Consider the following 15,445-nt stretch of genomic DNA (forward strand, 5'->3'; position numbering starts at 1 on the left):
GCAGGCGCTGCTGGCGGGATGCGCGGAGCCTGGGGAAACTACTCGGCCAAGGGCGAGATCCTCTGCGAAGAACAGGTACCTGTCAGTCGTGAGTGCTTTCGTCGTCAGCAGCGGGCGACTACGCACACGGTGTTTTTGCGGATGGTGGTGGCCATGTTCATGTTCCTCTCGTACGTGGCGAGCGAACGGGCCACCCAGGTGGCCGGGTGCGGCGGCGGGACCGAAGTCCGGTCACCTCCGTTTGGTGGGACTCGAACTCTCGTCTGGGCCGATGGCTCCCAAGCTTTCGCAGGTCAGGGGCTGTTGCGCTGCAGCGATTGAGTGGCGAACCAATCCGCCGAGAGACGGGGTAGGCGTGAAGCCGCCTTGTACACCGCGTGGCCACGAGTGTCACCACGACTCCGCTGCCCATTTCTGCTGCCAGCGCTCGCATTTGGCGTGGAGTGCACCCCGAGCTGACCGGCAGGGTGCTCGCCCCCAATCGCTGGGTGCCTGAGCATGAATGTGGACCTGGTGACCAGATGGGCTAGGGGGCGCGATGACAGCCAGAGAAGTGGAATCAGAACTGTCCGTCTCCGTATCCACCAACAGCGTCAGCGAGAGGGACGGCTTCGAGTGGTGGAACGGGATGGTCAGCGAAGCGGTCGGGGCGGTGTCGATCACCAGCCAGCATGCCGACCGCTTCAGAGGAGCAGCGACGTCGCTGCGTCTGCCACAGACCGAGGTGTCCTCGTTCTCCTTCTCGCCGATGTCGGCCCAGCGGGCACCCGTGGACATCCGACGCTCCGACCCGGACTGCTACTTCCTCTTCCTGGTCCACGGCAGCCCAATGGGGCTGGAACAGCGCCGCAGCAACACCCTGCTCAGGGCCAGAGACATGGCCCTGTTCGACACCTCCCAACCTCTGGCGTGCGAGTTCGAGGATCACAGCAGGCTCTCGCGCGTCACCCTGCTCCGGCTGCCCAGAACCGCCCTGCCGCTCCCACCCGACCGGATCGACAGACTTCTGGGCACCCGCCTGCCCTCCCGCACAGGAGCGGGCGCGCTCCTCGCCGGCTACCTGGCCGGCCTGCGCGAGAGCACCGACCGATGCGAAGCCGACGAGCTACAGCGCCTGGGCGCCATCGCGGTCGATCTGGCCACCGTCTTCCTGGCCAGCCGGCTCGACAGCGCCCCTTCCCTCCCGGCCGAGACCCGCCACCAGGCTCTGCTCGCCCAGATCCAGGCCTTCATCGATCACAACCTGGCCGACCCCGATCTCACTCCGGCCACCATTGCAGTACACCACCACATCTCCGTACGCCTACTGCACCAGCTGTTCCAGCAGCAGCCGGAGACGGTTGGCGGCACGATCCGCCAGCGCCGACTGGAGCGCAGCCGAGCTGATCTCACCAATCCGCGGATCGCGCACCGGAGCATTGGCCAGACCGCAGCCCGATGGGGCTTTCGCCACCAGGCGCATTTCGCCCGCGCTTTCCGCCTTGCGTACGGAATGTCTCCCAGCGACTTCCGACGCTCGGTCGGCATGTGACGCAACGCGTCGGGGGACCTTGACCGACGGGGCTGACCTGCGTAAACGCTTCCGCGGCGGGCGAAGTGACTGTGGAGGGGGCACCGGCGGCAAGCTCCCCTCACGGCAACATGCGCCGGTCACACCGCTACCACCGCTGACTCCTGCGCGTCTTCTACCTCTCCGTCCGGATGGCTGCCCGCTTCTGCCCCACGTCGAAGACCTTCTACGACCGCAAACGAGCCGAGGGCAAGAGACACAAGCAGGAGATTCTCGCGCTCGCCCGCCGTCGCCTCGACGTTCTCTGGGCCCTCATACGCGACCAACGCCAATGGACAGCCCAGCCACTTCAACCGGAACCAGCCGCGGCATGACGACCACGTGCTTGTCAGCGGACGCGGAACGCACACCCGTCAGCGTCGTTCCTGAGCGCCCGCCGTAGGTTCCCGGCCATGGACACGAACACACGGCCCGATGCGATTGAACTGATCCGGCTGGCCGACCCTGGCCAGAGCGTCACCGTTCGTTTGCGTTCAACCGAGCCCACCCTCGAAGGCCTGGGGGGCCGGTACTACGACGCGGAAGCCGTCGTCACAAGCGGCTTCGTGAACGGAACCGTCTATCTCGGGTCGACTCCGAGGACCTCTCAGACTGGGGCCAGCTTCTGGACGCCATCGAGGAGAACGAGCAGGAGGCCGACCTCGACGAGCCGTTCACGGCGGACTGGCCCCGATCCGGCCGCACGGCCTACCTCCGATTCATTGCCGACGACCCCTACGTGGTCGAAGTCCATGACGGGCCCAGCACCCAGATCGTCGTCTCCGTGCCGCTCGACATGAGCGAAGAGTGGATAGCCGAGTCCAGGGAGCGTCTGGCGGCTGCCCGAGCCGTTCTCGGCGTGGGCACAGAGGACCACTACGGCGCACGTCCCTGACCACGAGCTCGCCTTCCCGCACCACTCCGACTGCTTGACAACGACGATGGGGAATCAGTCAGACCAGGGCAGGGCTGGTGACGCCTGTCCGCGTCGTGGCACAGGTCCGTCAGGCGCGTTGGGCGACTTCGCCGGCCGGCTTTGGAGGCCGTCGGCCGTAGTGCGTCCAAGCGGCCCTCGGCGTACGAAGGTGTTCCAGGGATGATGGCGTCGTTTCGCCGGGAAGGAGAGCCCCGTACCCTCATTGTGGAGGCTGACGTGGCGGATCTGCACGACTGCGGCGGCATCGTCCCGACGTCCTGGTGCCCGGAACACGGGAGCGCTGCGCCCGCGATGGAGTGGCACCCCTAGGCGGGATCCGTTTGCACGGACCTGTTCCTGGACCTCCTAAGGGACGAGGACGACCTTCCCGAAGTTACGGCGCTGCTCGATCAGGGTGTGGGCTCGGGCGGCGCCGTTGAGGGGGATTTCCTCGTGTACGGCGATGCGCAGGGTGCCGGCGGCGTGCATCTGCCAGAGCTCGCGCAACCAGCGGTCGTAGAGTTCGGGTTTCCCGGTGGCGATGGCCCGCATCTGGAAGCCGATCATCGAGGCGCCGCGGACCAGGAGTTCGTACGCCTCGACCGTGCCGCCGCCGGAGCTGAAGGCCACCAGGCGGCCACCCGTGGCCAGGGCCCGTACGGCGGGTCCGAGCAAGTCGCCGCCGACGCCGTCGAGAATCACGTCGTACGGGGCGCCCCAGTCGGCGTCCTCGTAGAGGATGACCTCGTCGGCGCCCAGCCCTCGGACGAAGTCGGCCTTGGCGGCGCTGCTGATGGCGGCGACGACGCGTGCTGCCCCGCCAGCCTTGGCGTATTGGAGGGCGAGCGTGCCCACTGCGCTGGCCGCCGCCGTGACCAGGACTGACTCGCCGGGCTCCATGCGCGCGGCTTCGTAGGCACCGCGCGCCACCAGCCCACTGCGGACCAGTGCGACCGCCTCCACGGCGGTCGCACTGTCTGGGATCGGGGAAGTCATGGCGGTGTTCAGAACCGCGAATTCGGCGTAGGCGTTGGCGAAGCACAGCCCGGTGACGCGGTCTCCGACGCCGAAGGCGGTGACTCCCGCACCAGTGGCGACGATCTCCCCGGTGACCTCGCCGCCGAACGGGATCGGCTCGCTGCCTTCCCGCACCTTGCGCACGGTGGGGAGGGTCACCCCGATCGCTTCGACCCGGATCAATACTTCCCCGGCTCCTGCCTCGGGTCGGTCGACCTCCTCGGCGAACAGCACTTCGGGTCCACCGTTGACCTCATGGCGAATGCGCAGCACAGGACCTCCCTGATCCAGACTCATTGGATGCCCCAACGATAGGGTGAATATCATTGGGGAGTCCAATGATATTTAGGTAGGCTGAGCACATGACCTCGGACCTCCAGCGCATCCAGTCCCTGCCGACATGGCTCGTCGGCCGTGTTGCGGCGCGCGGCAGGGCCATGGTTGCCGACGCGATCGCCGCGGAGGGGTTGAAGCTCATACATCACGCGGTACTGGCCGCGACGGCCGAGTACGGGCCCGTCACCCAGGCAGACCTGGGCCGTCGGCTGGCCGTCGACCCCAAGGACATGGTCGGTATCCTCAACCACCTCCAGAAGGAGGGCCTCGTCCTGCGCGCTCCCCATCCCTCCGACCGTCGCAAGAACGCCGTCACCGCCACCCCGGAGGGCGCGGCCGTCCTCACCCGCTGCGGAGCTCTGGCCGAAGCCGCCAATGCCCAACTGCTGGCACCACTCACCCCGGATGAGCAGAAGCAGCTGATGGCACTGCTGACGCGGCTGCACGAAGCAGCGGAGATCCTGGCCTGATCACGCATGATCCATCGGACCGCTGCTACTGATGGTTTCAGAATGGATTGTGATGCTTGGGTGCAGGCGCGGTCTGGAGTGCGCCATCCACGGCGTCGCGCCCCGGCCGGACCCGGGCGCACTGTTCGCCTGGCACTGATAGGTCAGCGGCACTCGCTATCGTCCAGGCCATGACCTCGAGCGATCATCTGCTCGGCCTGATCCAGTCCACCCCGGAGATCGATCTGCTGCTGCGGTCATCGTTCGGCTTCGACATCCACCGGAGGCACTATGGCGATGGCTTCAGGCTCGCCTCGGGTGCGCAGCTGGAGGTGATCGCCGGGGAGTCCGCCGGTGGGGAGTACTTCCTGTGCGCTGAGCAGAATGGCCGCCGGCCTTGTCCGCAGCCCTGTCGCTGCGTGTCGTCCCCATCACTGACCTCGTCATCCGGTTGCACGCAGCCGCCTCGAAGGCCGAACCGGACTACGTCGTGACCGACCGTGACGGACAGGTGTTCGACCCGCCGTTCGGCGAGCACGTAGAGCCTCGCCACGGTGGCTGGCGCTGAACCCGGCCGGCTGCTGCCGTCAGTCGCATCGACACCGGCATCTCGGCCGGTATCTGACAATGCGTCGGGCAGACTCTTCTAGGTGTCTGCCGACCTTGTTCCCGACGACTTCTGGGAACGCATAGCTCCGCTCCTCCCAGCCCGGCCTACCCGACGCCATCGATGTCTGACGGCAGTCACAACAGTCGCTCTGCAAGGTAGCGCTGGAATTGCCACAACGGGCGCTCCAGATGGGAGAACCGGCCGTTGGACGGCGCCGGGTGTGAGGCCAGGCCGCGCTGGACGCCGCGGATGGCCACGAGATCCTCTTCCTGGATCTGCGCGATCTGGGCGCGCATGGCGGCCAGCTCCTCCGCGAAACCGGGAGTGCTCTGCGCTCCGGGTGGGACCATGGCCGTGATCTGTGTGTTGTGGGTGGCGGGACCGGTGGGCAGCCAGCGGATGCCGACCGCGCTGTTGGGCAGGACCGCCAGGACGAACTGCGGGAAGATGCCGGCAATGAGCATTCCCGGCTGCGATTCCCGACGGTGAGAAGAAGGTCTCCCGAGGCCGGTGCCGCCCTGCTCGGGGTCGGAGAGCGGCGTGAACATGGTGAACCACCGGCCGTCGCATTCGTCGACTTCCGTGTTCCGTCCCGGCAGTACCGGATCCAGGGTCGCCGCATGCGTGCCCATGTGGTGGTAGTTCTCCGAACCGTTCTCCACCGCCACTTTCCAGTTGGCGGGTACGCCTTCCCAGGTCTGGGTGTGGACACTCACCCAGTCGGCGATGCCGTGGCTGCTCAGGCGCAGGTCCAGCCCGCGCAATGCGGGTGCTGCCGGTGCCGCGTCGGGGTCGAGGTTGAGCATGACGAAGCCGTTCCAGACCTCGACGCGGTGGGCCGGGAGCCGGCAGCTGGCCCGGTCGAAGTCGACGCGCTGCATCAACGGAGCACCGGCGAGCTGTCCCGCATAGTGGCCGTTCAGCCGGTAGGTCCAGGTGTGGTACGGGCACGTGAGCCGTTCCAGGCAGCCGCGCTCGGGCGTGTTCTCCGGTGGCAGGAGGTCCATGAACCGGTGGCGGCACACCCGGGACAGGGCATGGAGCTCGCCCTCCTCGTCCCGCGTGATCACCAGCGGTGTGCCGAGGATGTCCAACCGCAGATAGCTTCCCGGCTGTGGAATGTCCTCGGTTCGTGCCACGCAGAGCCACTCGCGCCGGAAGATCCGCTCGACCTCCCATTCGTACATCTCGGGGGAGGTGTAGGCGTGGGGTGGCAGTGTCTGGCCGCGTTCAAGTGGGAGCGTGGCCAGACGCTGAAGTTCCGCGAGCGTCTCACGCAGGGCCCCGGGGGCGGATGCGGGGTTGGCGGGCTGCTTGGCCGTGGTGTGGTGGACGGTCATGGTGATCGGCCTTCCTTTCTGGTGATCAGGGGTGTCGAACCGAAGAGGGACAGAGCGTGCTGGCGCCGGTAGCGGCGGCTGTAGGAGACGGTGGCGAGGAGGACAGCGCTCAGCAGCGCCAGTCCCTTGGCCCGGTTGACTGCTGGAACCGTTTCCACCGGCATGAGCAGGGCGAGGAGCATTCCGGCAGCGCTGTCCAGGAGTTGCGCGCAGCCCCACAGCACAGTTAGCCGGGTCAGTCCGCTGCGCAGCGCGGGCGAGGCGTCCCAGGCTGCTTCCCGGGCGGCTGCGCTGGTGGGCGCGTGCCAGGACTGGCCGGCTTGGAAGGCGAAGGGCTTCGCCGCGAGAAGCGAGCCCAGTATCCAGAGCCCGGCAGCCGTCCCGAGTCCGGCGTCCTTGACGAGGATGACCCGTGGACTGCCGGTGAGCAGCGACGTCACAATGCGTACCGCCAGCATGCCGATCATGAACGCCTCGAAGCTGTTCACATGGCGCTGCGTGGCGGCCCGGACAGCCATGTGGACTGCGGGGACCGCCCCGCTGAGCGTCAGTGCCAGCCATTGGCTGATCCCCTGTGCCCGCAGAACGTAGAACACGGCCAGCGGGAGAACCACGGCGACTAGCATCGCAGTGGCCGCTGCCCGCCACGTCGGGATCTTGTGTGCTTCGGTCCGGCCGTTCAGTGATGCCATACGAAAAACCGTAGGGACCGGCCAAGATCATCAAATCGACATGGTGGGCGATATGTGCGTACATCCTTCGATGTACCGTTTTATTCTGATTCATCCATGTGTGCTTGTGGCGGGGCGATGCGGGGTTCGGCCGGAAGGCTCCGTGAGGTCAGGCTCCGGAGTGGTTCGGCTTCTGCTGCGATTCCGGGAGCTGGGTGCGGCATGTCCGGCATGGCGGGGGCGTCGGGGCGCCGTACCGGGCAGGGGGGATCCGTGCCGGGCGCAGGGTCGGTCTGGCTGGGTGTCGGGTGGGTTCCTGCGGGCGGGGCGTGGTGGTCCGCTCGTTCGTGCTGCTGCCTCCCCGTCCGCCGGTGCGGAGGTGTGGGTGCGGGCGGCGCGCCGCAGCTCGACGCCGCCGGCCCGCCGGGCGGCGAGGGCCGCCCAGTAGGGGGGTGTACGGGTCCTCGGAGAGTGTGATCAGTCGACGCCGCAGCCCGTCGTACCGGCGCCGGCGGGGGCCTGTGCGAGTTCGGCGTCGGTCTCCTGTACGCCTTTTGTGGCGTGATCAGGTCCACGGGGAAGCGGGTCGTGGTCTCGCGCCCCAAGTGAAACATGTGTTCGATTTACCTGTCGGCGCCCCATGTCGGCCATCCGACGCGCATGTGACTGAGCGTCCCACTTTGATCACTGGGCGCTTTGGGGTGGTCATTCTGAGCGCGACGTTCGCGCAGGGCGTGAGCCGTGACGCAGTAGTTGGAAGCCAGCCACCGGGATGTGTCGTTGGACATCGAGATGTCACGGCCGACCCAGTCCACGACCGAGGCCGCGCCGCCGTTCGGGAACGGGCGCGCGCTCACGACCGTCTCTTCCCCTGGGTGATGCGACGGAACCGGCCGCCGTCGACCGAACGACAGGAGCCCTCCGTGCCCGCGCTACGCCGCCCGTCCCGCGTGACGGCGATCTACCTCATCCTGGCCACCGTACTGCTGGCCGCCGGCGACTTTGCCGTCCGGCAGGGACCGGTGGCGGGCCTTCTCCCCGAAGCGACATGGGGCGGCTGGCGGTCCCAAGAGGTGCTGCACTGGTCGGCGCACATCCGAGTCAACGTTTGGGCGCACGCCGCCGAGGCGGAGATCCACATGGGCAAGGCCGAGTCGATCACGCTCATGGCGTACGGCGAGGACGCCCACGGCGCCACGAGCATGGACCCCACTGCCTTCACCCTCACCCCCGACGGGAAGCTCACCGGGCGCGAACTCACTTTCACTGGCTGATACTTGACGGAGTGACCGCTTGGCCGCGGGGTTCACTCAAAGACTCGGCGCGTTGGCCGGCCCGACCTGCCAGGTGTACGCAAACCCGAACGGCCTCTCGCGGCCGGCCCGGGCGGCTCGGTGGTCGTGCAGACCCGCCGCGGGGCGCTGGTACAGGACCGATGGCCGGACCTCGTGGCGGTCGCCGAGGCGCAATTGCCGCACGGCCTGGTCCTCGGGGAGTCTCCGCCTCACCGATGCTACGGAGGACAAGCCCAGCGCCGTTCTGAAGCCGCGCTCGGCCGGTTCGGCACAGGCAGCGGCGTCCTACAAAGAGGCGCAACGTTGAGATCGAACATGGATACACTCGGTGAGTGTCTGATAGCCGGCCTCCCGGAACACTAGGGCTGGACCTGCGCCGCGAGGGCTCGCGCTCATGCGGGCTTTGCGGCCAGTACCGCACGATGACGAAGGCGCACGTGCCGCCACAGAAGGCGGGCGACAGGGCCGAGGGCGGCCGTGCCATGGTGCGTGTCCATAGTCGTCAGCGCAGTAACGGCCTTCCGACGAAGGGCGGTATGTGGCTGCGGGCGCCATGCGGGACTGCAACAGCCTCGCCGGCAGACGCTACGACGAGCCTCCGCGCCGTTCCCGGCGCAGCGCGCCGTGCACCGACTTCGCGCGTTGGCTGTTGACCCACGCCAGGACGCATCACCTTCTGTACCTGCCGCGCCCTGAGCCCGCCCCACCAGTTCGTCTGGCACCGGGGCGGGTTTGCACGTTCAGCACTGATCGGCACGTTCGCCACCACGCCGCACTTGCGGCAGCTGTTCCCCGGGCTCGCCGATGACCTCCTGCAACAGCGGCCCTCACATCACCATGCCGGATGGTGCAGTACTGCGGATGGCTCTCTACCCAGCACGGCAGCGTCTGATGCGGGCGGTCACGGCGGAGAGCCGTCCGGAAGGGCCGGAGTCTCCGGGTGACGTACGTCGCCGCTGCCGAGCAGGACGCGGGCTCGGACCCGCATCGGCTCGTCGCCGCGCCGGGACAGCAGGACCAGCTCGTCGACCCGGGCCGTCATGGGGCCGAGGAGGGCCTCTGCCTTGCGGGCGAGGGAGCGCGGGTTCGGAGTACGGCCGAGGGACAGGTGCGGGGTGAAGCCGTGCGCGTGCGATCCGCAGAGCGGGAAGCGAAGCTCGAGGGACTCCCGCAGCCGCTCCCAGGGCTCGGGGTCGGCGGCGGCCGGGTTGAGCCAGACGGTGGCGTCCTCGCGGTGTCCGAACCAGTGGACGCCCGCCAGGCGGGCGGTGAATGGCGGCGTCTCGGCGAGCGCCGCGGCGACCAGTGGCAGGGCCCGGGCGAACTCGGCCTCGGGGACGAAACCGAAGACCACGTTGACGTGCGGCGGCCAGCGGCGGATCTGTCGATCGTGTTCGCGGCGAATGTGCTGGATCGGCGGCCACAACTTTGCCGGCGGCAGCCAGGCGACGGCGGTGCGGTTCGTCGACGGGACGGCGAGGACGTCGCCGGGGGCCGGGGCCGGTACGGGACCGACCGGCTCGACGAGGGCCTCGTCCAGCCGGTCGACGCCGCAGGCGCGGTCCCAGACGACCTGTCCGTCTGCCTCGAAGAACACCACCCGGTGCCAGGGGATCTCCCCGCCCGGCACGAAGTCGCCGAGCAGGACCCGCTTCGGCGGGGCCCCTCGCTCGGCGATCCCCATCACGAACCGCTCGGGGTCGAATCGCGGGTCCCACAGCACCCGGTGGTAGATCTCGTCGCTGGTGTGCACGTCGGCACCTGCCCTCGACTATCAGGGTGACGCGCGCCCGGTCGGCCCTGCAAGTCAGCGCCCGGCCCGCCCACGTCGCTGCGCGGGGCTGAATCCGGGCGTTGCAGCGCTGGGCCAGTAGGTGCTGCGACGGGCAACCCGGCGCTGTGGACCGAGGCCGGAGGCCGCGGTGACCCGCCGTCGTGCGGGGCCATCAGCAGTGGTCGGACCACCAGGACCGGCGGCTCCCGCCCAAGGACGCTGCCATGATCACCACCTGGCCCCGTTCAGCCACGACGCGGCGCGGGTCCTGTCGGCCCGTTGTGCCTCCCCTCAACGGCCGGCCCGCGCGCCGTCGGCGGAGCAGTCGGAGTGGACAGTGTCCGATTCCCACGGCGGCCGCCGCATACCCGGCTCGGTCCAGGCCGCCAGGGCCTCGCCGTCGACACAGACGATGCCGCACGTGGCGGCGTACTCGAGGGCGGGTGCGGTGAAGTAACTGGTGGTGACGATGATCGCGACGTCGGCGTCGTGGACGGCGAAGCACGTCCCGCCGAAACGCTGGAGGTCCTGCGAGCCCACCCGGTTGTCCTCGGCGTAGTGCTTGCACTGCACGATGACGCGCAGCCCGTCCGGGGTGGTGGCGATCACGTCGGCGCCCAGGTCGCCCGCGCCGCCCACCACTTCCACCGGGGTGCAGCCGTCGCGTACGCAGAGAGCGGGGACGGTGTGCTCGAAGCCGTCGGCATCGACCGCGCCATGATCCGGCGCGTCGGCTCCCACATCCGGCGGATCCGTCGCGGGCCGCGCACCCGGCGCGCAGCGCACGCCCGGGTCGGGCGGTGCCGTGGGACGACGCCTGACGGGGTGCATGCTCCACCCGGCGAAAGCCACGCCGATCAGCAGCACCGCCGCCGCGGCCACCGGCAGGACCGGCATCCGCGTCCCGGCCGCCGAGGCGGCCTTGACGAAGACGGCCAGTCCACCCACGCCCGTACCGGCGAGTCCCACGGCGAGCACCAGATCGCGCCCGAGCGTCGCGCCGCGCCGCGGGACCCCGCTCCTGCCCATCCTCGATGCCACGGGGTCAGCGCCTACGGCCCCGGCCCCGGCCCCGTCCGCGGACCGCCCACCCGTGGCCGATGCCGGCGACGTGGAGCGCGAGCGCGGCGAGACCGATCAGCATGAAGTTGGTGGAGCTGAACACGTCGTTCGTGCCGATGGTGGCGGCGTTGATCAGGAATGCGATGAACAACAGCACTGCGGCGGTGATGCCGAGCATGTCCATGCTCCTTTCGGTCGGTGACGGCCGTGTTCCCCGCGCGGGCCGGATCATGAGCGGCCGCTCCCGTGAGAATTCCGCCGGCTGAGCCGCGCTCCCCGTTGGCGGCGGAATGAACCACGCCTCCCACGCCAGGGCGCGACCCCGGCACTCCCGGGAAGGCTTGGCGCGCGGTCTTCGGGACACAAGAGGGGTGTGCTGAAGACACTGATCCTGCCCGGCGCCGCAGCGGCGCTCGCCGCCGTCGCCGCCGTCGTCGTCTCGCCCTGGTGGTGGGCCGTGGCCGTTCCGTCGCTGCTGCTCGTCCTTTTGGCCTCGCACGACCTCCTGCAACGCCGGCATTCCCTCCTGCGGAACTACCCCCTGCTCGGTCACCTCAGGTTCGCCCTGGAGGCGCTGCGGCCGGAGATCCAGCAGTACTTCATCGAGCGGAACATCGACGGCAGCCCGTTCGACCGTGACACCCGCAGCATTGTCTACGAGCGGGCCAAGGGCACCGACGCGGAGGAGCCGTTCGGCACCGAACGCGACCTCCTCCGGCCCGGCAGCGAATACCTCACGCCGTCCATGGCCCCGCACCCGGTACGCGCCGATCCGCCCCGGGTCCGGGTCGGCGGACCCGACTGCACCGAGCCGTACGACATGTCCCTGCTCAACGTCTCGGCGATGAGCTTCGGCTCCCTGTCCGCCAACGCCGTCCTCGCCCTCAACACCGGCGCACAGCTGGGTGGTTTTGCCCACGACACCGGCGAAGGCGGCGTGTCCGAGTACCACCGGCGCCCCGGCGGGGACCTCATATGGGAGATCGGCACCGGATACTTCGGGTGCCGTACCGGCGACGGGGGCTTCGACGAGCGGCAGTTCGCCGAGAAGGCCGCACACCCACAGGTCAAATGCGTGTCGCTGAAGATCAGTCAGGGCGCCAAGCCGGGCATCGGCGGCGTGCTGCCCGGTGCCAAGGTGAACGCGGAGATAGCGCAGGTGCGCGGGGTGCCGCAGGGGGAGACCGTCATCTCGCCGCCGTTCCACCGCGTGTACTCCACCCCGCGCGAACTGGTGTGCTTCCTGGCCCGCATGCGGGAGCTCGCCGGCGGGAAGCCCGTGGGGTTCAAGCTGTGCGTCGGCTCGCGTCGCGAGTTCCTCGCCGTGTGCAAGGCCATGCGGGAGGCGGACGTCACCCCCGACTTCATTGTCGTCGACGGGGCGGAGGGCGGAACGGGCGCGGCACCCCTGGAGTTCGCCGATCACGTCGGCCTGCCGCTCGGCGACGGCCTGATGACCGTCCACAACGCCCTCGTCGGCTCCGGGCTGCGCGACCGCATCCGGATCGGAGCCTCCGGAAAGATCGCCACCGGAAGCGACCTCGTCAAACGTCTGGTCCAAGGCGCCGACTACACCAATTCGGCCCGCGCCATGATGTTCGCGATCGGCTGCATCCAGGCCCAGCGCTGCCACACCAACACCTGCCCCGTCGGGGTCGCCACCCAGGACGAGCGGCGCGCCCGGGCCCTGGACGTCGGTGACAAGGCGCAGCGCGTACGGCGCTACCAGGAGGCGACCGTCAAGAGCGCGCTGCAGATCATGGCGGCCATGGGCGTCGACGATGCGCGCGGACTGCACCCCCACATGCTGCTCCAGCGGGTGGACCCGCACACCGTCCGCTCGTACGCCGAACTGTACGCCTGGCTCGCCCCCGGAGAACTGATCGCTTCGCCGCCCGAAAGCTGGGCAGCCGACTGGAAGGCGGCCGACCCCGGCCGCTTCACCCACTCCACCTCCTGAACCGGCCGCTGAACCTGCAAACGAAGGGCAGTCCCGTGGCACGTACCGTCGCCCACGTCATCGTCGACGCACTCGAGGAACTCGGCGTCCAGCACGTCTTCGGCGTCGTCGGAGACGCCCTGAACCCGCTGACCGACGCCATCCGCACATCCGCCGGCCTGAACTGGGTCGGCTGCCGGCACGAGGAGGCCGCGGCCTTCGCCGCCTCGGCGCAGTCCCAGCTCTCCGGGATCCTCGGAGTGTGCATGGGCACGGTGGGACCCGGATCCGTGCACCTGCTCAACGGCCTCTACGACGCCGCCAAGAGCCGCACGCCCGTCCTGGCCATCTGCGGCCAGGTCCCCCTGGCCGAGATCGGCAGCGACTACTTCCAGGAGGTCGACAACGACCTCCTCTTCCGCGACGTCGCCGTCCACCGGGCCACCGTCACCTCCCCGGACCAGATGCCGCGCCTGCTCGAATCGGCCGTACGCGCCGCCGTGACCCAGGGCGGAGTGGCCGTCCTGACCGTCCCCGGCGACCTTGGCGATCAGAAGCTGAGCGACGACAGGCCCACGCGGTTCGCCCTGGACCGCGCCGTCACCCGGCCCGACGACCCGGCCCTCGCCCGGGCCGCCGAGCTGCTGAACGCCGCGTCCCGGGTGACGCTCCTCGTCGGCCAGGGCGCCCGCGAGGCCCGTACCGAGGTCCTGCGGACCGCCGAGCTGCTGTCGGCCCCCATGGTGCTCACACTGAAGGCGAAGGAGGGCTTCGAGGAAGACAACGCCTTCCAGGTGGGCCAGACCGGCCTCATAGGCAACCCCGCCGCCGCCCACGCGCTCGACAGCGGGGACGTGCTCTTCATGCTGGGGACCGACTTCCCCTACCGGGAGTGGTACCCGAAGGACGCCAAGGTGATCCAGGTCGACGCGCGCGAGGACCACCTGGGACGACGCACCCCCGTGGACGTGGGCCTGGCCGGCGACGTCGGCGCCACGCTGCGGGCCCTGCTGCCGCTGTTGAAGGCGGTCCCCGACCGCGCGCACCTCGACGACGCCCGGGAGCGCTTCCTCCACTGGCAGGAGGGACAGCAGCGGCTGGCCGACCCCGCACACGAGCACCGCTGGACCGGGAAGCTGCGGGCCGTCCTGGACAACCGCGAGCACGCCGTCCGCCCCGAGGCGCTGGCCGCGGCGGTGGACGCCTACGCCGACGCCGACGCCGTCTTCACCTCCGACACCGGCATGGCCACCGTCTGGCTCTCCCGCTTCGTCACCATGCGGGGCGACCGCCGCCTGATCGGCTCGTACAACCTCGGCTCGATGGCCAACGCGATGCCCCAGGCCCTCGGTGCCCAGCTGTGGGCACCCGACCGGCAGATCGTCGCGCTCTGCGGGGACGGCGGGCTGAGCATGCTGCTCGGCGACCTCATGACCATCAAGACGTACCGGCTGCCGGTGAAGCTCGTCGTCTTCGACAACCGCCGTCTGGGCATGGTCAAGCTGGAACAGGAGCAGGCGGGCCTGCCCGAATTCGGTACGGAACTCGACAACCCCGATTTTGCCGCGGTTGCCACGGCCCTCGGCCTGACGGGGATCCGGATCACCGACCCGGCCGAGCTCCACGCGGGCGTGCGCCGGGCCTTCGAGACGCCGGGGCCGGTCCTGCTGGACGTGCTCACCAACCCGGAGGAAGTGGCCGTACCCGGGAAACCGACCGTGGCCCAGGGCTGGGGTTTCGCCATGGCCAAGGCCAAGGAGCTCCTGCCGGGCCGTGAAGGTTGACGGCACCGGAGGAGTTGTTCTCACGTGACCGAGCGCGTGTGGAGTTACAAGTCGACGTCGGGCCACCTGGACACCTGGCCGGTACCGATCTCATCGGCTACAAGGTAGAGGCGGTCGACGGAAGCATCGGCAAGGTCGACGAACACCCCGACGAGGTCGGTGACGCCTACCTGGTCGTCGATACAGGGGTGTGGATCTTCGGCAAGGAAGTGCTCCTGCTGGCCGGCACCGTGATCTCGATCGACCCGGAGCAGCGGACGATCCACGTGGAGCGCACCAAGGAACAGATCAAGGTCTCCCCGGAGTTCCACGGGGACACGCACCTCGGCGACGCGGGCGACCGTGTGCTGCGCGCGCGCACGTCCGTAGCCCGCTGTCAGTCGTCTCCGACTCCGTCTCCGGCACGGGTGAGCGAGGCGACGAGGAAACCTGCGACCGCTGCCCAGACGGCAGCGGTGGGGCCCGAGGTGGCCCACCCGACGATGCCGAGCACCACGGCCGTGCCGGTTCCGATCGCCCATGCGCGTCGGTCGGTCAGGAAGGCCCACTGCCTTCGTCCGCTCCCGGGCACGCGGATTTCGGCGACCGCGGTCCTGATCACCAAGGCGGCCACGACGATCGCGACGGTGAGCAGGGTGATCGTCATGCCGCCTCCAGGTTCCGATCAGCCGCAGTCCGCACCGGCGGGTACCGGCCGGGTGCG

General features: G+C 69.3%; 14 protein-coding genes and 3 pseudogenes. 10 read left to right on the top strand and 7 right to left on the bottom strand.

The window, feature by feature from the left end; genetic code table 11:
• The first annotated feature begins 628 nt into the window (after window positions 1-628).
• From OG594_RS45120 to OG594_RS45135, 4 genes and pseudogenes are all read left to right on the top strand, one after another.
• Window positions 629-1,531 carry a helix-turn-helix domain-containing protein gene (locus tag OG594_RS45120; RefSeq protein WP_266608436.1) on the top strand — a complete coding sequence of 301 codons (903 nt, stop codon included), beginning with the start codon at window positions 629-631 and terminating at the stop codon, window positions 1,529-1,531.
• Window positions 1,532-1,635: 104 nt separating this feature from the next.
• Window positions 1,636-1,884, top strand: a pseudogene (locus OG594_RS45125) (IS110 family transposase); the annotation flags it as partial.
• A gap of 78 nt (window positions 1,885-1,962) precedes the next feature.
• A pseudogene (locus OG594_RS45130) lies at window positions 1,963-2,076 on the top strand (hypothetical protein); the annotation flags it as partial.
• Between the two features lie 107 nt (window positions 2,077-2,183).
• Complete coding sequence (locus tag OG594_RS45135) at window positions 2,184-2,444, top strand: DUF5959 family protein (protein WP_266608893.1); 261 nt, start codon at window positions 2,184-2,186, stop codon at window positions 2,442-2,444.
• A 387-nt stretch (window positions 2,445-2,831) separates the two neighbouring features.
• On the opposite strand, the gene OG594_RS45140 is transcribed toward OG594_RS45135, so the two are convergent.
• Window positions 2,832-3,755 carry a zinc-binding dehydrogenase gene (locus OG594_RS45140; protein ID WP_266608438.1) on the bottom strand — a complete coding sequence of 308 codons (924 nt, stop codon included), beginning with the start codon at window positions 3,753-3,755 and terminating at the stop codon, window positions 2,832-2,834.
• An 89-nt stretch (window positions 3,756-3,844) separates the two neighbouring features.
• Here OG594_RS45140 and OG594_RS45145 point away from each other — a divergent pair, with 89 nt between their 5' ends.
• Together OG594_RS45145 and OG594_RS45150 are read left to right on the top strand one after the other, a co-directional pair.
• On the top strand, window positions 3,845-4,288 hold the full coding sequence (locus tag OG594_RS45145; protein WP_266608440.1) for a MarR family winged helix-turn-helix transcriptional regulator: 444 nt from the start codon (window positions 3,845-3,847) through the stop codon (window positions 4,286-4,288).
• Window positions 4,289-4,458: 170 nt separating this feature from the next.
• Window positions 4,459-4,761 carry a hypothetical protein gene (locus OG594_RS45150; protein ID WP_266608442.1) on the top strand — a complete coding sequence of 101 codons (303 nt, stop codon included), beginning with the start codon at window positions 4,459-4,461 and terminating at the stop codon, window positions 4,759-4,761.
• 250 nt (window positions 4,762-5,011) lie between these two features.
• Here the strand turns inward: OG594_RS45150 and OG594_RS45155 are convergent, their stop codons facing one another.
• Together OG594_RS45155 and OG594_RS45160 are read right to left on the bottom strand one after the other, a co-directional pair.
• On the bottom strand, window positions 5,012-6,217 hold the full coding sequence (locus tag OG594_RS45155; protein ID WP_266608444.1) for an aromatic ring-hydroxylating dioxygenase subunit alpha: 1,206 nt from the start codon (window positions 6,215-6,217) through the stop codon (window positions 5,012-5,014).
• Window positions 6,214-6,909, bottom strand: a complete 696-nt coding sequence (locus OG594_RS45160) for a VC0807 family protein (RefSeq protein ID WP_266608446.1) — start codon at window positions 6,907-6,909, stop codon at window positions 6,214-6,216. Before OG594_RS45160 ends, OG594_RS45155 begins: the two co-directional genes overlap by 4 nt.
• A gap of 902 nt (window positions 6,910-7,811) precedes the next feature.
• Between OG594_RS45160 and OG594_RS45165 the strand changes: the two genes are divergently transcribed.
• Entirely contained in the window at window positions 7,812-8,162 is a 351-nt protein-coding gene (locus OG594_RS45165; RefSeq protein WP_266608448.1) for a hypothetical protein, read from the top strand.
• A gap of 922 nt (window positions 8,163-9,084) precedes the next feature.
• Here the strand turns inward: OG594_RS45165 and OG594_RS45170 are convergent.
• The 3 genes from OG594_RS45170 to OG594_RS45180 form a co-directional block, all read right to left on the bottom strand.
• Window positions 9,085-9,936 carry an RNA repair domain-containing protein gene (locus OG594_RS45170; protein WP_266608449.1) on the bottom strand — a complete coding sequence of 284 codons (852 nt, stop codon included), beginning with the start codon at window positions 9,934-9,936 and terminating at the stop codon, window positions 9,085-9,087.
• A 312-nt stretch (window positions 9,937-10,248) separates the two neighbouring features.
• Entirely contained in the window at window positions 10,249-10,998 is a 750-nt protein-coding gene (locus OG594_RS45175; RefSeq protein ID WP_266608451.1) for a restriction endonuclease, read from the bottom strand.
• Window positions 10,999-11,002: 4 nt separating this feature from the next.
• Entirely contained in the window at window positions 11,003-11,197 is a 195-nt protein-coding gene (locus OG594_RS45180; RefSeq protein WP_266608453.1) for a hypothetical protein, read from the bottom strand.
• Window positions 11,198-11,392: 195 nt separating this feature from the next.
• Between OG594_RS45180 and OG594_RS45185 the strand changes: the two genes are divergently transcribed.
• From OG594_RS45185 to OG594_RS45195, 3 genes and pseudogenes are all read left to right on the top strand, one after another.
• Window positions 11,393-12,979 carry an FMN-binding glutamate synthase family protein gene (locus OG594_RS45185; protein WP_266608455.1) on the top strand — a complete coding sequence of 529 codons (1,587 nt, stop codon included), beginning with the start codon at window positions 11,393-11,395 and terminating at the stop codon, window positions 12,977-12,979.
• A gap of 35 nt (window positions 12,980-13,014) precedes the next feature.
• A complete protein-coding gene (locus OG594_RS45190) occupies window positions 13,015-14,742 on the top strand; it encodes a thiamine pyrophosphate-dependent enzyme (RefSeq protein WP_266608457.1) in 1,728 nt (575 codons plus the stop codon).
• A 24-nt stretch (window positions 14,743-14,766) separates the two neighbouring features.
• Window positions 14,767-15,077: pseudogene (locus OG594_RS45195) on the top strand (PRC-barrel domain containing protein); the annotation flags it as partial.
• Window positions 15,078-15,118: 41 nt separating this feature from the next.
• On the opposite strand, the gene OG594_RS45200 reads toward OG594_RS45195, so the two are convergent.
• Window positions 15,119-15,388 (bottom strand): hypothetical protein, encoded by a 270-nt coding sequence (locus tag OG594_RS45200; RefSeq protein ID WP_266608894.1) that lies wholly within the window; start codon window positions 15,386-15,388, stop codon window positions 15,119-15,121.
• Window positions 15,389-15,445: the final 57 nt, after the last annotated feature.

Source organism: Streptomyces sp. NBC_01214 (genome assembly GCF_026340975.1).
In the GTDB taxonomy this organism is placed as follows: domain Bacteria; phylum Actinomycetota; class Actinomycetes; order Streptomycetales; family Streptomycetaceae; genus Streptomyces.